This window comes from Blattabacterium cuenoti (assembly GCF_014251735.1).
GTDB classification, from domain to species: domain Bacteria; phylum Bacteroidota; class Bacteroidia; order Flavobacteriales; family Blattabacteriaceae; genus Blattabacterium; species Blattabacterium cuenoti_C.
The window spans coordinates 389176-408985 of record NZ_CP059197.1 but is presented as its reverse complement, the minus strand read 5'-3'; the positions used below and the strand labels follow the sequence as shown (position 1 = coordinate 408985).

Annotated in this window: 23 protein-coding genes; 22 read left to right on the top strand and 1 reads right to left on the bottom strand. The window is 27.6% G+C overall.

The window, feature by feature from the left end:
• Positions 1-5 precede the first annotated feature (5 nt).
• From secY to H0H60_RS01895, 10 genes are read left to right on the top strand one after another with little or no spacing between them, the layout of a single operon-like run.
• Positions 6-1403 carry a preprotein translocase subunit SecY gene (secY, locus tag H0H60_RS01940; RefSeq protein ID WP_185862503.1) on the top strand — a complete coding sequence of 466 codons (1398 nt, stop codon included), beginning with the start codon at positions 6-8 and terminating at the stop codon, positions 1401-1403.
• Positions 1404-1448: 45 nt separating this feature from the next.
• Complete coding sequence (infA, locus tag H0H60_RS01935; protein ID WP_012821520.1) at positions 1449-1664, top strand: translation initiation factor IF-1; 216 nt, start codon at positions 1449-1451, stop codon at positions 1662-1664.
• 10 nt (positions 1665-1674) lie between these two features.
• Positions 1675-1791, top strand: coding sequence for a 50S ribosomal protein L36 (rpmJ, locus tag H0H60_RS01930; protein WP_185849590.1), 117 nt, complete (start codon positions 1675-1677; stop codon positions 1789-1791).
• Positions 1792-1804: 13 nt separating this feature from the next.
• Complete coding sequence (rpsM, locus tag H0H60_RS01925; protein WP_185862502.1) at positions 1805-2185, top strand: 30S ribosomal protein S13; 381 nt, start codon at positions 1805-1807, stop codon at positions 2183-2185.
• Between the two features lie 3 nt (positions 2186-2188).
• The gene (gene rpsK / locus H0H60_RS01920; RefSeq protein WP_185862501.1) at positions 2189-2581 is read left to right on the top strand and encodes a 30S ribosomal protein S11; all 393 of its coding nucleotides are present in this window, start codon (positions 2189-2191) and stop codon (positions 2579-2581) included.
• A gap of 10 nt (positions 2582-2591) precedes the next feature.
• A complete protein-coding gene (gene rpsD, locus H0H60_RS01915) occupies positions 2592-3200 on the top strand; it encodes a 30S ribosomal protein S4 (RefSeq protein ID WP_185862500.1) in 609 nt (202 codons plus the stop codon).
• Positions 3201-3214: 14 nt separating this feature from the next.
• The gene (locus H0H60_RS01910) at positions 3215-4213 is read left to right on the top strand and encodes a DNA-directed RNA polymerase subunit alpha (protein ID WP_185862499.1); all 999 of its coding nucleotides are present in this window, start codon (positions 3215-3217) and stop codon (positions 4211-4213) included.
• 11 nt (positions 4214-4224) lie between these two features.
• Positions 4225-4680, top strand: coding sequence for a 50S ribosomal protein L17 (rplQ, locus tag H0H60_RS01905; RefSeq protein WP_185862498.1), 456 nt, complete (start codon positions 4225-4227; stop codon positions 4678-4680).
• Complete coding sequence (gene eno, locus H0H60_RS01900; RefSeq protein WP_185862497.1) at positions 4673-5953, top strand: phosphopyruvate hydratase; 1281 nt, start codon at positions 4673-4675, stop codon at positions 5951-5953. The genes rplQ and eno overlap by 8 nt, the downstream gene beginning before the upstream one ends.
• Positions 5954-5992: 39 nt before the next feature.
• The gene (locus tag H0H60_RS01895) at positions 5993-7255 is read left to right on the top strand and encodes an SLC13 family permease (protein WP_185862496.1); all 1263 of its coding nucleotides are present in this window, start codon (positions 5993-5995) and stop codon (positions 7253-7255) included.
• Here H0H60_RS01895 and H0H60_RS01890 read toward each other — a convergent pair.
• A complete protein-coding gene (locus H0H60_RS01890) occupies positions 7229-7639 on the bottom strand; it encodes a hypothetical protein (protein ID WP_185862495.1) in 411 nt (136 codons plus the stop codon). The two genes, H0H60_RS01895 and H0H60_RS01890, sit on opposite strands and share 27 nt — an antisense overlap.
• Positions 7640-7707: 68 nt before the next feature.
• Between H0H60_RS01890 and menB the strand changes: the two genes are divergently transcribed.
• From menB to H0H60_RS01830, 12 genes are all read left to right on the top strand, one after another.
• Complete coding sequence (menB, locus tag H0H60_RS01885; RefSeq protein WP_185862494.1) at positions 7708-8532, top strand: 1,4-dihydroxy-2-naphthoyl-CoA synthase; 825 nt, start codon at positions 7708-7710, stop codon at positions 8530-8532.
• Complete coding sequence (gene menA, locus H0H60_RS01880; RefSeq protein ID WP_185862493.1) at positions 8529-9434, top strand: 1,4-dihydroxy-2-naphthoate octaprenyltransferase; 906 nt, start codon at positions 8529-8531, stop codon at positions 9432-9434. Before menB ends, menA begins: the two co-directional genes overlap by 4 nt.
• Positions 9435-9485: 51 nt before the next feature.
• Positions 9486-10184, top strand: a complete 699-nt coding sequence (locus H0H60_RS01875) for a metal-dependent hydrolase (RefSeq protein ID WP_185862492.1) — start codon at positions 9486-9488, stop codon at positions 10182-10184.
• Between the two features lie 26 nt (positions 10185-10210).
• Complete coding sequence (locus H0H60_RS01870) at positions 10211-11278, top strand: enolase C-terminal domain-like protein (RefSeq protein WP_185862491.1); 1068 nt, start codon at positions 10211-10213, stop codon at positions 11276-11278.
• Positions 11254-12330: an AMP-binding protein gene (locus H0H60_RS01865; protein WP_185862490.1), complete on the top strand. Its 1077-nt coding sequence runs from the start codon at positions 11254-11256 to the stop codon at positions 12328-12330. Before H0H60_RS01870 ends, H0H60_RS01865 begins: the two co-directional genes overlap by 25 nt.
• A 190-nt stretch (positions 12331-12520) precedes the next feature.
• On the top strand, positions 12521-13255 hold the full coding sequence (locus H0H60_RS01860) for a phosphoadenylyl-sulfate reductase (protein WP_185862489.1): 735 nt from the start codon (positions 12521-12523) through the stop codon (positions 13253-13255).
• Between the two features lie 27 nt (positions 13256-13282).
• Positions 13283-14191: a sulfate adenylyltransferase subunit CysD gene (gene cysD / locus H0H60_RS01855; RefSeq protein WP_185862978.1), complete on the top strand. Its 909-nt coding sequence runs from the start codon at positions 13283-13285 to the stop codon at positions 14189-14191.
• An 18-nt stretch (positions 14192-14209) separates the two neighbouring features.
• On the top strand, positions 14210-15448 hold the full coding sequence (locus H0H60_RS01850) for a sulfate adenylyltransferase subunit 1 (RefSeq protein ID WP_185862488.1): 1239 nt from the start codon (positions 14210-14212) through the stop codon (positions 15446-15448).
• 20 nt (positions 15449-15468) lie between these two features.
• Positions 15469-16302, top strand: coding sequence for a serine O-acetyltransferase (locus H0H60_RS01845; protein ID WP_185862487.1), 834 nt, complete (start codon positions 15469-15471; stop codon positions 16300-16302).
• A gap of 21 nt (positions 16303-16323) precedes the next feature.
• Positions 16324-17238, top strand: coding sequence for a cysteine synthase A (gene cysK / locus H0H60_RS01840; protein ID WP_185862486.1), 915 nt, complete (start codon positions 16324-16326; stop codon positions 17236-17238).
• Positions 17239-17251: 13 nt separating this feature from the next.
• The gene (cobA, locus tag H0H60_RS01835; RefSeq protein WP_185862485.1) at positions 17252-18064 is read left to right on the top strand and encodes a uroporphyrinogen-III C-methyltransferase; all 813 of its coding nucleotides are present in this window, start codon (positions 17252-17254) and stop codon (positions 18062-18064) included.
• A 47-nt stretch (positions 18065-18111) separates the two neighbouring features.
• Positions 18112-19794, top strand: a complete 1683-nt coding sequence (locus tag H0H60_RS01830; RefSeq protein ID WP_185862484.1) for a diflavin oxidoreductase — start codon at positions 18112-18114, stop codon at positions 19792-19794.
• The last annotated feature ends 16 nt before the right edge of the window (positions 19795-19810 follow it).

The following is a 19810-nucleotide window of genomic DNA, read 5'->3' as shown; positions in this document are numbered from 1 at the left end:
CAGTTATGAATAATTTTTTGGTTACATTTTATAATATTTGGAATGCAAAAGAATTACGAAAGAAGATCATAACAACTTTAAGTTTCTTATTAGTATACCGTTTTGGAGCTTACATTCCTATTCCGGGCATTAATCCATTAGGAATTAGTGATTTTTTAGGAAGTCTTAACTCGAGTTCTAGAGGTCTTATGCAAATTCTTTCTTCTTTTACAGGAGGTGCTTTTAATCGTGCTTCTATTTTTGCTTTGGGTATTATGCCTTATATATCTGCATCTATTATTATACAATTAATGTGTCTAATTATTCCTTATTTGCAAAGATTGCAAAGAGATGGAGAAAGTGGAAGAAGACAAATTAATTTTCTTACGAGATGGTTGACTGTAGGTATATGTTTAATACAAGCTCCTTTATATTTAATTTCTTTAACTAAACAGTTTATTCCTTTTTCAAATCCAATTTTATCGAATACTTATCTATTGAAAATAAATACTTTTTATGGAAAAACTTTATTTTGGACAATAGGAATTGTAATTCTAACTTCTGGAACATTGTTTACTATGTGGTTAGGGGATAAAATAACAGAAGAAGGAATAGGAAATGGGGTATCTTTAATTATCATGTCCGGAATTATTGCTCGTTTTCCAGATGCCATAGCTAAAGAAATTTTTAGTAAATTGGAAGTCGGAAGTGGAGGGTTAATCGTTTTGTTTCTTGAAATTTTATTGTGGTTATTAGTAATTTTATTTACTATTGTAATTATTCAAGCTATCAGAAAAATTCCTGTGCAATATGTTTCTCATTATTTAGGTTTTGATTCTAAATTAATTCATAAAAAACATCAATATCTTCCATTAAAGATGACGGCAGCAGGTGTAATGCCTATTATTTTTTCTCAGGCTATTATGCTTTTTCCTTTAACTTTTTATGACTATGTTCATAATGATAAAATAAAAAAATTCTTTTATCTTTTTCAAGATGTTTATGGGTTGTGTTATAATTTGACTTTTTCTCTATTGGTAATAATTTTTACTTTTTTTTATACAGCAATTACAATTCCAGTAAATCAAATGGCTGATGATTTGAAAAGAAACGGAGGACATATTCCGAGGATAAAACCAGGAAAAGAAACAGCAGAATATATAGATTCCATTTTATCAAAAATTACGTTTCCTGGAGCTATATTACTAGCTATAATAGCCATACTTCCATCTATAGTTTTTCGTTTAGGTGTGACTCAAAATTTTGCATTATTTTATGGAGGAACTTCTTTGTTAATTGTAGTTGGAGTAATTTTAGACATTATGCAACAAGTTAATATATACTTATTGAATTATTATTATGATGATTTGATGATGATGAAAAATCGTAACAGTAGATATCCTGTTAGCAGTAGTAAATTATAGTAATAATTTTTGTATATTGGATTTTGTATTAAATATATATATTCTATGGCTAAACAAAAGCATATTGAAGTTGATGGAACTATCATAGAATCTTCTCCAAATGCTATGTTCCGTGTTGAATTAGAAAATGGATGTATTGTTAAGGCACATATTTCTGGAAAAATGAGAATGCATTATATAAAAATATTACCTGGAGATAAAGTTAGATTAGAAATGTCTTCTTATGATTTAAAAAGAGGAAGAATAACATATAGATATTAATTATGAAAATATGAAAGTAAGAACTTCTTTAAAAAAAAGAACTGGTAATTGTAAAATAATCAGAAGAAAAGGACGTTTACGGATTATCAATAAAAAAAATCCTAGGTTTAAACAAAAACAAGGTTAATCGTTAATTTTATATGTCAGTTAGAATATCAGGTGTAGATTTACCTAAATCTAAAAGGGGGATCATTGGACTTACGTATTTATATGGAATAAACAAAAGTTTATCTAAGAAAATTTTATCGTCTGTTGGAATAGACGAAAATGTTAAGGTTATGGATTGGTCTGATGAAGAAATTAGTAACATTAGGAAATATATTTCAAGTTATGTGAAAATAGAGGGAGAGTTAAGATCTGAAATACAATTAAGTATTAAAAGATTAATGGATATCGGTTGTTATAGAGGAACTAGACATAGAAAACGTTTACCTTTAAGAGGTCAGAAAACAAAAAATAATTGTAGGACTAGAAAAGGTAGAAAAAAGACTGTAGCAAATAAGAAAAAAGCAGCGAAATAATATATGGTCAAATCATCATTGGGTAATAATAAAAAAAGATCTGTTATCGTAGATACATTGGGAGTTGCTCATATTCAATCTACATTTAATAATATCATTATTACACTGACAAATAAAAAAGGAGAAGTAATAGCTTGGTCTTCTGCTGGAAAAATGAATTTTAAAGGATCTAAGAAAAATACTCCTTATGCAGCTCAGATAGCCGCAGAGAATGTAGCAAAAGAAGGATTAAATGCAGGAATAAAAAAGGTAGAAGTTAAGGTAAAAGGTCCTGGTGCTGGTAGAGATGCTGCTATACGAGCATTAAGTAATTCTGGAATTGTGATTACTTTAATAAAAGATATAACTCCTTTACCACATAATGGTTGTCGTCCTCCTAAAAGGAGAAGAGTTTAATATTTTTTTTATGGCAAGATATATAGGACCAAAAACAAAAATATCTCGAAAGTTTGGAGAATGTATATACGGAGAAGACAAGTATTTTGAAAGAAGAAAATACCCTTCCGGTCAACATGGAAATAATCGTCGTAGAGGAAAACGTTCGGAATATTTTATACAACTAATAGAAAAACAAAAAGCGAAATATACATACGGTATATTAGAACGTCAATTTAAGAGGTTATTTCTTGAAGCTGCGAAAAAAAAAGGGATTACTGGAGAATTATTATTACAAGCATGTGAATCTCGTTTGGATAATATTATATTTAGACTAAAATTTGCACCGTCTAGATCTTCTGCTCGTCAAATAATTTCTCATAGGCACATTACAGTCAATGATCGTATAGTAAATATTCCCTCTTTTAGATTAAGACCTGGAGATAAGATAGGTATAAGAGAAAAATCTAAAAAACATCCAGTTATATTGGAATCTATAAATAATAAAATAGGTTCTTTGGTAGAATGGTTAATTTTAGATGAAAAAAATATGTTTGGAATATTTAGAATTGTGCCAAAAAGGAAACAAATACCTGAAAATATTAAAGAACAACTCATTGTTGAATTATATTCAAAATAAGGAAAAATTATATTATGGCTATTTTAGATTTTGTTAAACCTGATAGAATCACAATATCGGAATTTACAGATCAAAAAGGGGTTTTCCATTTAAAACCTTTAGAGCCGGGTTATGGTCTTACGTTGGGAAATGCTTTAAGAAGAGTTCTTTTAGGATCTTTAAGAGGGTTTGCGGTAACTTCCATAAGAATTAAAGGAGTAAAATATGAATTTTCTACTATAGAAGGTGTAGTAGAAGATGTTACTGAAATCGTATTAAATTTCAAAAAAATTCGTTTTAAACGTAAAGTAAAAGGAGTTACAAAAGAAACAGTCAATGTATTAGTGAAAAATAAAGAAAAAATTACTGGAAAAATTTTAAATGAATTTATTTCTAGTTTTCAAGTTTTAAATACGGATATAATCATTTGTCATAAAGAAAAATCTATTCCATTAGAAATGAGTTTCACTATTGAAGAAGGAAGAGGTTATGTTCCAGCAGAAGAAAATAAGAAAAATAATGATGATTTAATAGGGAATATTCCTATAGACTCCATTTATACACCTATCAAAAATGTGAAATATACAATAGAAAATTGTCGTGTAGGTCAGAAAACCGACTTTGAAAGTCTTTCATTGGAAATAAGAACAGATGGATCTATGTCTCCAAAAACAGCTTTAATGGAGGCTTCTCAAATTTTAATAAAATATTTTTCTATTTTTTCTTATGAAAAAATAGGAAAGAAAGAACATGAAGAAATCAGCAAAGAAAGAAAGTATGATGAAGAATTTTTACGTATGCGTGCATTATTAAAATCTAAATTGACCGATATGGATTTATCTGTACGGACAAAAAATTGTTTAAAATCTGCATCTATACAATCTGTAGCAGATTTAGTGACATGTAATAGGTCTAATATGTTAAAAATGAGAAATTTTGGTAAAAAATCTTTGGATGAACTAGAAAGTAAAATGAAAGAGAAGGGTTTATATTTTGGAATGGATATTTTAGAGTACAAATTAAATCAAGAATAGGTTTTTGATTTATGAATCATAGAAGAAAAAATAATCATTTAGGACGAAAATTTGGACATAGAAAATCTCTTCTTTCTAATATGTCTTCATCTTTGATTAAAGAAAAAAGAATTTTTACAACTTTAGCCAAAGCAAAAGCTTTAAAACAATATATAGAACCTATTATTACTAAATCTAAAATAAAAACTCTTCATTCTAGAAGAAATATATTTGCATTATTAAGAGATAAATTTGCAGTATCAGAACTTTTTAGAGAGCATTTTCAAAAAGTACGTGAACGTCCTGGTGGATACACAAGAATTATAAAAATTCAATCTCGTTTTGGTGATATGGCTAAGTTATCTATGATTGAATTAGTTGATTTTAATGATATTTATAATTCTAAAAAAAATAGGAAATCAGTAAGGCGTAGTAATAGTAAAAAAAGGAAGAAGGAGGATCAAATAGGTAAAAATAACCATGAGTAAAATTAAAACTATCAAAGCTAGACAAATATTAGATTCTAGAGGAAATCCTACTGTAGAAGTAGATGTAGTGACAGAAAAAAATATATTAGGACGTGCCTGTGTTCCATCTGGAGCATCAAAAGGAGAAAATGAGGCTTTTGAATTGCGCGATGGTGGAGATAAATTTTTAGGAAATGGAGTAATGAAAGCGGTTCATAATGTAAACAATATTATATCTCCAGAACTAATTGGTTATTCTGTAATGGATCAAATATCTATCGATAAATTAATATTAGATTTAGACGGAACGAAAAATAAAAAAAGATTAGGAGCTAATGCAATTTTAGGAGTTTCTTTAGCTGTAGTAAAAGCAGCTTCTAATGAGCTAAATATACCTCTTTATAAATATATAGGAGGAGTACATGCACATGTACTGCCAATTCCATTAATGAATATTGTAAACGGTGGTAGGCATTCAGATGCTCCTATAGCCTTTCAAGAATTTATGATAGTTCCCATGAAAGCTAATACATTTCTTGATGCACTTCAAATGGGATATAAAGTTTTTTATAAACTAAAAAATATTTTATCTAAAAAAGGATTATCAACAAATGTTGGGGATGAGGGTGGTTTTTCTTCTAATTTTAATGGAATTGAAGATGTATTAGATAATGTTATGGAAGCAATACATCAGGCTAACTATGAACCTTATGAAGAAATAGGTTTGGCTTTAGATTGTGCAGCATCTGAATTCTATCAAGATAACAAATATAATTATTCTAAATTTGAAAATGGAAATAAAGAGAAAATAGAAAGATCGAAAGAGGAACATGTTAATTATTTGTCTTATTTAACAAGACGTTATCCTATTATATCCATTGAAGATGGAATGGATCAAAATGATTGGGAAGGATGGAAAATATTAACTAGAGAATTAGGAAAAGAAGTTTTATTAGTTGGAGATGATTTATTTGTAACAAAAGTAGAAAAATTAAATGAGGGGATAAAGGAAGGAATAGCCAATTCTATTCTTATCAAAGTAAATCAAGTGGGAACATTGACAGAAACAATAGAAACCATAAATACAGGAAAAGTAAATGGATATTATAACATTATTTCTCATCGTTCTGGAGATACAGAAGATCCTTTTATAGCTGATTTATCTGTAGCATTAAATATTGGAAAAATCAAAACAGGTTCTATTTGTCGTTCTGAAAGGACTTCAAAATATAATCAATTATTACGTATCGAAGATGCGCTAGGTAAAAATTCTCATTATCCAGGATGGAAATAAATTATTAATTTTTTTTTTATTATCTCCAATAAATAAACTATGGAATCAATGATAATATTGATTTTTATTATTGGATATTTTTTTATTACTCTTGAGAATACAATATCCTTGAATAAGGTTATTCCATCTATTCTTATGGCTTCTGTTTGTTGGTCTTTAATTATGTTTTGGAATATTCCTATTTTTGAATTAAATAATAAATGGAAAGACCCTCAAATTTTTTTATTATTCCATTTAGGAAAAGCATCTGAAATAGTATTTTTTCTTATTGGGGCCATGTCAATTATTTCTATTATTGATAAATATTCTGGTTTTGAAGTATTAAGGAATTTATTTCATACTAATACAAAACGAAAATTTTTATGGATAATAAGTTTATTATCTTTTGTTTTATCTGCTATTATAGATAATTTAACAGCAACCATAGTTGTAGCAACCATTTTAAAAAAAGTAATTTATGATTATAAAGAACGTTTATACTATTTAGGTTTAGTTATCATATCTGCAAATGCAGGTGGAGTATGGTCACCTATAGGTGATATTACTACTACAATGTTATGGATATCTAAGAATGTAACTACTTTTAATCTTGTTAAAAGAATCTTTATTCCATCTGCTTTATGTATGTTCTTTTCAACGCTAATCGGTTCATTAATGCCCATTTTTGATGGAATTATTCAAATAGAAAAAAGTCAGTTATCAAAAATAGATCGTAAAAAAGGTTTTTGGATATTAAATATAGGATTATGTCTTTTATTATTTGTTCCTATTTTTAAAACTATAACTGGTCTTCCTCCATATATGGGGATGATTTTTTCTCTTGGAATACTAGGATTGATCATTAATATGCAAAAAAAAAATTTTTCTATAGAAGAAGTATTTCAAAATATAGATTTTTCTAGTATTTTATTTTTTTTCGGAATATTACTTTCTGTTTCAGCTTTAGAATATTTAGGTGTATTATATAATTTATCTCGTTGGATTAGCCATATAGTTTCTACATGGAAAGTAACTACATTTTTATTTGGATTAATATCTTCTGTTATAGATAATGTTCCATTAGTAGCAGCTACTATTGCCATGTTTTCTTATCCTGTAGATCATGAGTTTTGGCATCATATAGCTTATGTATCCGGAACGGGAGGCAGTATATTTCTTATAGGATCTGCTTCCGGTATAGCAGCTATGGGAATGGAAAAAATAGATTTTTTTTGGTATTTGAAAAAAATTAGTTGGCTAGCTATAATAGGATATTTATCTGGATTTTTATATTTGTTAGTTTATCCATTTCTTCCTTTGTAAAAATTCTACAAATTCTCCTCCTAAATATGAAAATGGGAAAAAAATAGGAAGGATAATTATTTTAAACCACAATGGTAAAGTATATAAAAATATGTGAATGAAAGCAATAATAAATAAAATAAAACCAGTTAATAATGCATAAGCTTTTTTAGCGTTTTGGACAAAAAATGCCGTAGTTATTCCTCCTATTAAAGCGCTAATAATATAGAAAAAAAATAAAGTTATAAAAAATTCAGGAGGAGCATAAAAAAATACATTTTGTAATTTTTTCAGTGGAATAAATTGTATTGTTATAAACCACTTTTTTATCCATTTTATAGCATAAAGAATTTCAGCAAGACTTACTAATAATCCTATTATTATGGAAAAAATATTACGGAACATAATAACATTATTAAAAAAAATGATTTTTTTTGTTACTTTGGTATATAAAAATAAACATCAATTTTAATATGCATTCTACAATAAATTGGATTTCAATAAAAAAATATGAAGATATTTTATTTCTTTTTTGGAAAGGAATCTCTAAAATAGAAATAAATCGGCCTGAATGTCATAATGCTTTTCGTGTAGAAACTGTGAAAGAAATGATCGATGCTATAGATATATGTTATGATAGAAAAGATATTGATGTATTGATTATTACTGGATCTGGAAATAAATCTTTTTGTTCTGGAGGAGATCAAAAAACTAGGGGTTATGGTGGATATTTAGGAAAAGATGGAATTCCTAGATTAAATATTTTAGATTTTTATAAGAAAATAAGAGAAATACCTAAACCAGTCATTGCAATGGTCAATGGTTTTGCTGTGGGAGGAGGACATGTTTTACATGTAGTTTGTGATTTAACTATAGCATCAGATCATGCTATTTTTAGTCAAGTTGGACCTAAAGTAGGATCTTTTGACGGAGGGTTCGGTTCTTCTTATTTAGCACGTCATATTGGTCAGAAAAGAACGCGAGAAATGTGGTTTTTGTGTAAAAAATATTCTGCAGAAGAGGCATTCAAAATGGGTTTGATTAATAAAGTAGTTCCTTTGAATGATTTAGAAAAAACAACTATAGAATGGTGTCAAACGATACAAAAGAGAAGTCCAATGTCTTTAAGAATGATTAAACGTTGTTTAAATGCAGAATTAGATGGACAACATGGATTAATGCAATTAGCTGGAGATGCTACTTTAATGTTTTATTTAACGGAAGAATCTAGAGAAGGAAAAGATGCTTTTTTAGAAAAAAGAAATCCAAATTTTAAGAAATTTCCAAGATTTTTATGAAATTAAAATATTGGTTTTATGCCATTCGTTTTCAAACATTACTCCTTTCTTTTTCCGGAATTACTTTAAGTTTTTTAATTTCTAAATCTCAAGGATTTGGAGATTTTATTACTTACTTTCAGTGTCTTTTTACTGCTATATTATTGCAAATATTGGCTAATTTTTCAAATGATTATGGAGATAGCATTCAAGGAATAGATAATAATCATCGAATTGGACCAAAAAGAATTGTTCAAAGAGGGTTAATTTCTTTGTTAGCTATGAAAAGAGCTATAAATATATTTTCTATATTATCTTTTTTATCCGGTATATTTTTAATTTACAAATCTTTAAATACAAAAGGTGTTTTTATTTTTCTAATTTATTTTATGGGTCTTTTAATTTGCATATATAGTTCAATCAAATATACTATTGGCCCTTATCCATATGGATATGTGGGAATGGGAGATTTATTTGTTTTGATTTTTTTTGGTTTAGTTTCTGTAGAAGGAAGTTATTTTTTGTATACTTATGTATTTTCCTCGGAAATGCTTTTTTTATCATTATCAATAGGATTTTTGAGTCTTTCTGTTTTAAATGTTAATAATATGAGAGATATAAAAAATGATTATAAAAATGGAAAATATACAATAGCTGGAATATTAGGTATTAAATATGCAAAATTATATCATATTTTTTCTATATTAATTTCTCTATTTTTAGGAGGATGGTTTATTTATTTAACTTACAAAAATATTTATCAATGGTTTTTTTTTATATTAAGTATTCCTTTTTTTGCACAACATTTAAAGAAAATTTTTTTCATGAAAAATTATAAGGGTTTTACTTCAGAATTAAAAAAATTAGTTTTAATTACTTTTTTTTATTCCATGTGTATAGGATTTGGAAGCTTTATTTATTAAATAAAATGCAAAAAATTATATTGTAACACTTATATAATATATAATTTGAAAATGAAAATAACTTTTTTTACACATAGTACATGTCTATTAGAAATAGAAAAAATCTATTTGTTAATAGATCCATTTTTTTCGGATAACCCTATATTCAAAAAAAATACATCATTACTAAATAACACTATTCGTCAATTTAATAAAGTTGATTACATTTTAATCACTCACGCACATAATGATCATATATGTGATGTTGAATTATTTGCAAAAAAGTTAAATTCTATGGTGATTTCAAACTATGAAATATCCAATTTTTTTGAAAAAAAAGGATTAAAAACTTATGGAATAAATTATGGATCTTTTATATCTTTTCCGTTTGGAAAATTAAAGTATGTTTGGGCCGTTCATTCTAGTGTTTTTAATGATGGAACTTATGGAGGAAATCCTGGAGGTTTTCTTTTACATACAAAAAAAGGAAATATATATATATCCGGAGATACTTCTTTGACAAAAGAAATGAGTCTCATTCCTACTTTTGGAAAATTAAAAATATCTATTCTTCCTATAGGAGGTGTTTATACTATGGATGTAGAAGAAGCTATTATGGCTTCAAATTTTCTGCAGTGTAATAAAATATTGGGAGTGCATTACGACACTTTTGAATCTATAGAAATTGATAAAGAACAGGCAAAAAATAAATTTTTTGAAAATGGAAAAGAATTATTTTTATTAAAAATGGGAGAATCTATAAGGGTATAAGAGATTATGATAAGTTTATCATATGTATGATGGTAAGATCTGAACTAAAAAAATATCAATTTTTTTTCAAAGAAAAAGTGAAAAATGCCAATAAGACATTTGATTATAGTATAATCTGGTTTTTGATTATAAAAAAAGAAGAAAAAATAGGAGTTGGAGAATGCAATCCACTATTGGAAAAAGTAACTAATTTAAATTTTTACGAAAAAGAATTGTTGTTTGTTTCTAGAAAAATAAACGCTATAAAGAAAACAGAAATCGATTATTATCGTTCTTATATTTCTTATTCTTCGATTTTATTTGGATTGGAACAGGCTTTTTTGTATTTAAAGAAAAAGTTTCCAATTTTATATGATTCTAAATTTACTAATGGTAAAATAGGGCTTTCTATAAATAGTTTGATATGGTATTCTTCTATAAAGAATACAGAACATGAAATAGAAAAGGAAATATTTCAAGGATTCTCATTCATCAAAATGAAAATAAGTCCAATTTTTTTTCATAATCAATACTTGTATTTTTTGTTAAAAAAAATTCAAAATCAATATCCATATATAAAAATATCAATGGATGCAAATGGTTCTTTTAAAAGGAAAGAAGATACTTTATCCTGTATAAATAAGCTTTGTGATATAAATATTATTCATTCGGTAGAACAACCTATACGATCTGGGAATTGGAAAGAAATGTCTACAATATGCAAAGTATCAAAAATCCCCATAGCATTAGATGAAGAATTAATAGGTATTAATGATTTAAAATTGAAAAAAAGATTGTTGGATACGATAAAACCTCAATATATAGTGTTAAAACCAAGTGTATGTGGAGGGTTTTCCGGATGTAAAGAATGGATATTAGAAGCTAATAAAAGAGGAATAGTATGGTGGATTAGTTCTTCTTTGGATAGTCATATAGGAATTAATACGATGGCTCAATGGACCTTTAAAATTGAACAAAAATATAAAAATAGTAGAGGAATACATGGGTTAAATGTAGGATATTTTTATAATGATCTTTTTTCTCCTATTTATATAAAAAAAGGTTTTATTTGGTACAATCCTTTGCATCAATGGAATATAAAGAGTATTTTCTAGGAATGTGGATTTATTTTTCTTCAAATAAAATATCTGTTACTAATTTAGTTTTAAAAGGACATCCATTGTATCAATGGCAAGAATCTATTCTTTCTTTTTTAAAGAATTGGAATGAAAAAAATCAAACAGTATTAATGGGTTTTACTTCTGGAACCACGGGTAATCCTAAAAGGATTTTTATGAAAAAAAAATGGATGTATGAATCGGCAAAAAGAACCGTAAATTTTTTAAATCTCAAAAAAAGAGGAACTATAGGTTTATTATGTCTATCTCCAGATTCTATAGCGAGTAAAATGTTTTTGATACGTGCAATGATATTTCAGTGGAATATCTATTGTATTCCGCCATCATCTACTCCATTAGAAAATATTGAAGAATTTTTTGATATTGCATCCATGGTACCTATGCAAGTTTTTTCAAGTATAAATCATTTGTATAAAATCCGAATTGTTTTGATAGGGGGCAGTTCTGTTTCTGTTGAATTAGAAGAAAGATTACAAAAAATATCAACGATATGTTATGCTACCTATGGAATGACAGAAACATTGGGTCATATAGCCTTGAGAAAGATTAATGGATTAGATCGTGTTCCATATTTTCAATCATTCGATGATGTCTATCTAAGTATAGATAAAAGGAATTGTTTAGGGATATATAATATGGAATCCTTTATTCAAACCAATGATATGGTTCATTTGATTTCTGATCATGAATTTAATTGGATAGGTAGATTTGATAATATTATTAATAGTGGAGGGATTAAAATACTTCCTGAATTAATAGAAAAGGAAATATATTCATTTATTCCTTCTCATAGAAGATTTTTAATTTCTTCAATTCCCGATAAAATTTTGGGAGAAAAAATAGTATTAATTATTGAGGGTAGTTTTTTTTCTGTTAAAATACCTCAACATGTGTTTATTGGAAAAAAAAAATTTTATAAACCGAGAGCAATTTTTTTCGTAAAAAATTTTATAGAAAATTCTTTTGGAAAATTGAAAAGGAAAGAAATAAGGAATTTTGTAATAAAAAATCTTCTTCTTAATGAATAAAATTTTATGATCTCATAATAAATTCTACAATTCTTTATATATTTGTAAATTAAAATTGCGATCTGTAACAAGCCTCCCTTTGATTTGATAGATAATTCGAAGGGTTTTTTATTTTTTTTGGTTATATGGAAGATTAATTTGTAATGATTAATCTTCTTCTTCAAAGAAGAAATGGTAATGAATAAAAAATATGAAATTGCGAAATCCATCCGAGAAATGTTTGTCTGATATTGCTAAAAAAATTGAATCTTTTTCTATAGAAGAAAAGTTAAAAATTCTTTCAGAGATTTTTCCTGAAAGAATAGTTTTTTCTACCAGTTTTAACATTGAAGATCAATTGATTTCTCATTTTATTCTAAATGGAAAAATTCCTATAAAAATATTCACCCTAGATACGGGTAGGATTTTTAAAGAAACTTATCAAGTTTGGTCAGATACAAATAAGTTTTACAATTATTCCATTTCTGCATATTATCCGGATACTAAAAAATTAGAAAAATTTTTATCCGAAAAAGGACCTAATTCTTTTTATGAAAACGTTCAAAATAGAATGAAATGTTGTTTTCTACGAAAAGTAGAACCCTTAAAAAGGGCTTTGCAAGGAAATGCAATTTGGGTTACTGGATTACGTTCAGAACATTCTATTGAAAGAAAAAATTTAAATTTTTTAGAATGGGATTCTAATTATCAATTAATAAAATATCATCCTCTTTTTAATTGGAAGTCCGACCAAATAATAAAACTTATTAAAAAATATAACATTCCTTATAATCGTTTATATAATAATGGGTATTTAAGTATAGGATGTGCACCATGTACACGTTCGGTTAAAAGTGGAGAAAGTTATCGTAGTGGACGATGGTGGTGGGAAGAGAATTCTGTAAAGAAAGAGTGTGGATTACACTTAAAAAATATAAGAAATTAATGATACAAAATGCATCAAAAGGAACATATGAAAACTTATTATTTAAACTATTTGGAACAATTAGAATCAGAAACCATTCATATTTATAGGGAAGTAGCAGGACAATTTGATAGACCGGCTTTATTATTTTCAGGAGGTAAAGATTCTATTTTATTAGTTCATTTAGCTTTAAAAGCTTTTAGACCAGGAAAGTTACCATTTCCTTTGGTACACATTGATACGGGATATAATTTTCCTGAAACATTAGACTTTAGAGATTTTTTAGTGAAAAATATTGAAGAAAAAATTATTGTACGTAAAGTAGAGGACACTATAATACGTAAGAATTTATCTGAACCTAAAGGAAGATTTCCCAACAGAAATATTTTACAATCTTATACACTTATAGATACAATTGAAGAATTTCAATTTGATGCATGTATTGGTGGCGGACGCAGGGATGAAGAAAAAGCGAGATCTAAAGAAAGGATTTTTTCCATTCGAAATGAATTTGGATCTTGGGATCCAAAATTACAAAGACCTGAATTGTGGAATGTTTACAATGGAAAAATACGAAATGGAGAAAATATACGTGTTTTTCCCATTAGTAATTGGACCGAATTAGATGTATGGAATTATATACAAAAAGAAGATATTTTATTACCTTCTATTTATTTTTCACATCAAAGAGATGCTTTTAATTTTCAAGGAAAATGGATGGCCATATCGAAATTCATTCAACCTAATCCAGATGAAGTCATCTGTAGAAAAAACTTACGGTATCGTACTATAGGAGATATGACTTGTACAGCAGCCATTGAGTCAAATGCAAAAAATGTAGAACAAATCATTCAAGAACTTTTAGATACGAGAATAAGTGAAAGAGGTCAGACAAGAATTGATGATTCTCTATCGGATACTGCTATGGAAGATCGAAAAAAACAAGGATATTTTTAATATACAACATATATATTCATGGATAGTTTAAGGTTCATCACATCAGGGAGTGTAGATAATGGAAAGAGTACTCTTATTGGACGTTTATTATATGATAGTCATTCTGTATTGACAGATCAATTATCTATGATTACGGAAAAACATGTGGATAATGAAAATCAAATAGATTTATCATTGTTAACAGATGGGTTAAGAGCTGAAAGAGAACAGGGCATAACTATTGATGTGGCTTATAAATATTTTTCTACATCTAAAAGAAAATTTATTATAGCAGATACTCCAGGACATTTTCAATATACTAGAAATATGGTAACGGGTGCTTCTCACGCAGATTTAGCAATTATATTGGTAGATGCTCGTTATGGAATAGTAGAACAAATACAAAGACATTCTTTAATTCTCGGATTATTGAATATTCCAAAAATTATTTTAGCTATTAATAAAATGGATTTGATTGGTTATGATTATGAAATATACAAAGATATAATTCGTCAATATCAAATCACTGCTCATAGAGTCGGTTTGAAAAATATAGAAACAATTCCGATTAGTGCAAAAAATGGAGATAATGTAGTAGATAAATCTTCCAATATGAAATGGTATAGAGGCCCTAGCATTCTTTCCTTGCTAGAAAATATATGGATTCAAAAAGAACCTCATTTAGAACCATCTAGATTTCCAATTCAGTATATTATTCGATCAAGAGAACTTAATAATTACTTACGTGGATATGCAGGGAAAATTATCAGTGGTATTTATAGAAAAGGAGATGAAATCATTGTTTATCCCACTAATTTGCACACAAAAATAAAGTATATGGAAATGGGTGGAAAACGAATTGAAGAAGCATTTGCTCCTCAAAGCATAATTATGTATTTAGAAGATCAAATAGATATCTCTCGTGGTGATATTCTTGTAAAGAATGACGATGATCAACCTAAGGTCTCTCAAGATTTTTATGCTGTTCTTTGTTGGATGGAGAATAGTCGTTTGAAACGAAAAAAAAGATATTTATTTCAAATTCACAGTTTTCAAATTCCAATTGTGATTACAGATATTATTTATCGCATAAATGTGAATACTTTTCAAAAAGAGAGAAATCCAGATAATGTAGGATTAAATGATTTAGTAAAAGTGAGAATAAAAACATCCAAACCAATTCCTTTTGATTCTTATAAAAAGATAAGAGATAATGGAGCTTCTATTTTGATAGATGAAACGAGTTATGCCACAATAGCCGCTTGTATGATCGAGTAAATTTTGAATAATTTTTTATTATGTCTAATTCAGATTTTTTAAATAATTTGTTTGAAAATAAAAAAAAAGGATTTTATCCTTTTCCTCATAAAAAGATGTCCGAAAAATTTGTAGAAGGTTTATTTCATCTACTTTTTACCCCTGATCAGAATATTTTAGAAAACAGAAAATCTTTAAATAAAAATTATCAAATATTACAACACGAGTTGCATCATATTCTTTTAGAATTAAATTTTGAAGAAAATCAATCAAAAACATTTACAAAAAATTTTTTTGAAAAAATTCCTAATATTTATCAAACATTAGTGACAGATGCTAATGCTATTTTAGATTTTGATCCAGCTGCAACCGTAATAGAAGAAATTTATTTGTCATATCCCGGATTTTTTGCTACTGCATTATATAGAATGGCTCATCAACTGTGGATTTTAAAAGTTCCAATTCTCCCTCGACTAATAACAGAATATGCTCATAGTAAAACGGGTGTCGATATTCATGCCGCTGCAGAAATCGGAAAAGCTTTTGTGATAGATCATGGAACAGGAATAGTGATAGGATCTAGTACGAAAATAGGAAATAAAGTGAAAATATATCAGGGGGTCACTTTAGGAGCTGTTTATGTAGATAAAAAATTAGCAAATAAGAAACGTCATCCTACTATAGAAGATAAAGTTACTATTTATGCTGGAGCTACTATATTGGGAGGAGAGACGATAGTTGGACATGATAGTGTTATTGGTGGAAATGTATGGGTCACACATAGTATCCCTCCATATTCTATAGTTTATCAAAAAAGCGAAATAAGGATGCGAAATAACAATCCTTTTCCCGATCCTATTAACTATATGATATAATAAAAAAAATAAAATATAAAGATGAAAGCAGAAAGTATCTTGCATACTATTGGAAATACACCTCATGTATGTCTTCTTCGTTTATATCCAAATCATAAAGTTTGGATGAAGCTGGAAAAAAATAATCCAGGAGGAAGCATTAAGGATCGAATAGCATTATCCATGATCGAGGATGCAGAGAAAAAAGGAATTCTTAAGAATGGAGATACTATCATTGAGCCTACTTCTGGAAATACTGGAGTTGGATTGGCAATGGTATCTGCTGTGAAAGGATATCGTCTTATTTTAGTAATGCCTGAATCTATGAGTGTTGAAAGAAGAAAAATTTTTTCAGTTTATGGAGCAAAATTTGTTCTTACTCCTAGAGAAGAAGGAATGAAGGGAGCTATTCAAAAAGCGGAAGAGTTGGTGAATTCTATTCCAAATTCATGGATGCCAAAACAATTCGACAATATTTCTAATTCTAATATACATAAATATACTACGGCTAAGGAAATTTTAGAATCATTTCCTGATGGAATTGATTATTTTATTACAGGAGTAGGAACTGGAGGACATATTACTGGAATAGGAGAAGTATTAAAGAAAAAATTTCCAACTATAAAGATATTTTCTGTAGAACCTATAGAATCTTCGGTAATATTTGGGGGGACACCTAATCCTCATGCATTACAAGGGTTAGGTGCAGGTTTTATTCCATCCATTTTAAATATTAAAATACTAGATGGAACTTTTTTAGTATCTAAAGAAGAAGCATTTAGTTATGTTCGTAAGGTGGCAAAGAAAGAAGGAATTTTGGTAGGAATTTCTACAGGAGCTGTATTGTCTGCTATTGCGAAAAAATTATCCAATTTTTCTGAAAATTCGACAATACTGACATTTAATTATGATACTGGAGAGAGATATTTATCTGTGGAAGATCTTTTTGATTCATAAATCATAAAAAAAAATGAAAAAGGTTATTTTTATTTCCGCAGGTCCAGGAGATCCTGATTTGATAACTATTAAAGCCGTTTATCATTTAAGAAAATCCGAAGTGATATTAGTAGATCGTCTTGTCAGTCCTGAAATACTAAAAAAATATTCAAATTCTAAAAGAAAAATTATTTATGTAGGAAAACGCTCTACATATTGTAGTAGTAGTAGAAATGAGAATCCATTATATCTGACTCAAAAAAAAATCAATGACATTATGATTTATCATGCTTTGCAAGGAAAATATGTAGTTAGACTAAAAGGGGGAGATGTTTCTATTTTTTCTAATATTATGGATGAATTAATTGAATTAAAAAAATATGATATTTCTTATGAAATCATTCCAGGAGTTACTGCAGCTGTAGGTGCTGCTGCTTACACAGGGATTCCTCTTACAGCAAGGGGATACGCTTCTTCAGTTCGTTTTATTACACTTCATGATCCAAACTCTATTCGTCAAGATCAATGGATTGAATTTATGAAGACTTCGGATACGTTAGTATTTTATATGTGTATTCAAAAATTGGACTATATTTTTGATAAATTGATAATGAATAAAAGAAATATTTATACAGATAAATTGGTAGCAATAGTGGAACAAGCTACTACACCGATGCAAAAGGTCTATACAAGTTCCCTTTACAATTGTAAAGAATTAATAAGAAAAGAAAAAAAATTTTTATCTCCATCTTTAGTAATTATAGGAAAAACGGTCAATTTACATAGAAAATTTAAATGGACTTCTGATCTATATTTTTTTCCTAAAAAAAATTATTTTGTGTCTTAATATTTTGTTTTTTTTGTAATTCATCTCTGTTTTAAACTTGAAAAAAAATGTTATCTGAATCAAAAAATAAAGCATTCATTGAATTCATAAAAAATTCTTCTAAAGAAGAAATTATTTGGATGTCTGGATTTTTATCTGGAATAATTTCTTCCTATGAAAATTCAAATGAAAATTCAAAAAAATTGATAAAGTTTAAAGAAAAAATTACACTTGTTTATGGGACAGAAACCGGAAATGCAAAAAATTTAGCTTTTTCTCTTGTTAAGAAAGCTAAAGATAAAAAATTACAAATAAAATTAATAAGTTTAGATCAATACCGTTTGATTGATTTAAAAAAAGAAAATTATTTTTTCATAATTATTAGTACACATGGAGAAGGAGAACCTCCATCATCTGCTAAATCTTTTTTTGATTTTATTCATCAAGAGAAAGATCTTCGTTTAGATAGTATGAAATATAGTGTATTAGCATTAGGCGATCGTTCTTATCCTTTCTTTTGCAAAGCAGGAGAAGATGTAGATAGACGTTTACATGAAGTGGGAGCTACTAGACTAATTCCGTTACAAAAATGTGATGTAGATTTTGAAGATAAAGCAGAAGAATGGTTTACGAAAATTGTAAATTTTTTTGAGAAAGGGAAAATTCAGGAAGAATTTATCAAAAAAAACGTGAAAAAAAAAAAAATTTATGGAACTATTTTAACTAATACACTTTTAAACGATAAAGGAAGAGGTTCTAACAAAGAAATTCATCATATTGAAATTTTAATCAAAAACCCTGATGAAGTCAATTATGAACCAGGGGATTCGGTAGGCATTATAGCAGAAAACCCTTCAGAAGAAGTACAAAAGATTATGAATTTTTTTCAAAATAAAAATGATAATACTTCAAATAAAATGAAAAATATGTTTGATTTTTTAAAAAAAGAAGCAAATATTTTTCATTTGTCTACAATTGTATTGAAAAAATATTCAGCGTTGGTAAAAAAAGACATTCCTTATGATAAAGAATGGGATCTTTTTGATCTTTTAAAGAATTTTCCTATGAAAAATCGAAATCAACCAGAAGACTTAGTTCAAATTATGGATCCTATAAAACCTAGATTATATTCTATTTCTTCTTCTCCAAGAGTTCATGATTCTGAGATACACATTACAGTATCACGTCATCAATTTCAAATAGGTGAAAAAATTAAATATGGTTATTGTTCTGATTTTCTTTCTAAATTAAAGGAAGGTGATATTTTATCTTTTTTTATTCATAAAAATTACTTATTTAAGTTACCAGAATCAGACAAAGATATTATTCTTATTGGACCTGGAACAGGGATAGCTCCATTTCGTTCATTTTTATATGAAAGAGAAGCAATAGGAGCTTCTGGAAAGAATTGGCTTTTTTTTGGAGATCAGCATTTTGCTTCTGATTTTTTATATCAAACAGAAGTTCAAAATTGGAAAAAAAATGGAGTACTTCATCGTGTTAGTCTTGCTTTTTCTAGAGATCAAGAAGAAAAAATATATGTACAAAATAAAATATGGGAAAATCGTCAGGAATTTTTTACATGGATAGAGAATGGGGCGTATGTATACATTTGTGGAAAAAAAACACCTATGAGTATAGATGTTGAGAATACGATATATCGTGTGATAAAAGAAATTGGCCGTACTTCTCCAGAGTTTTTTATAAAAAAAATGAAAGAAGCTGGACGCTATTTGAAAGATGTATATTAATTTTTTCCAAAAAAAA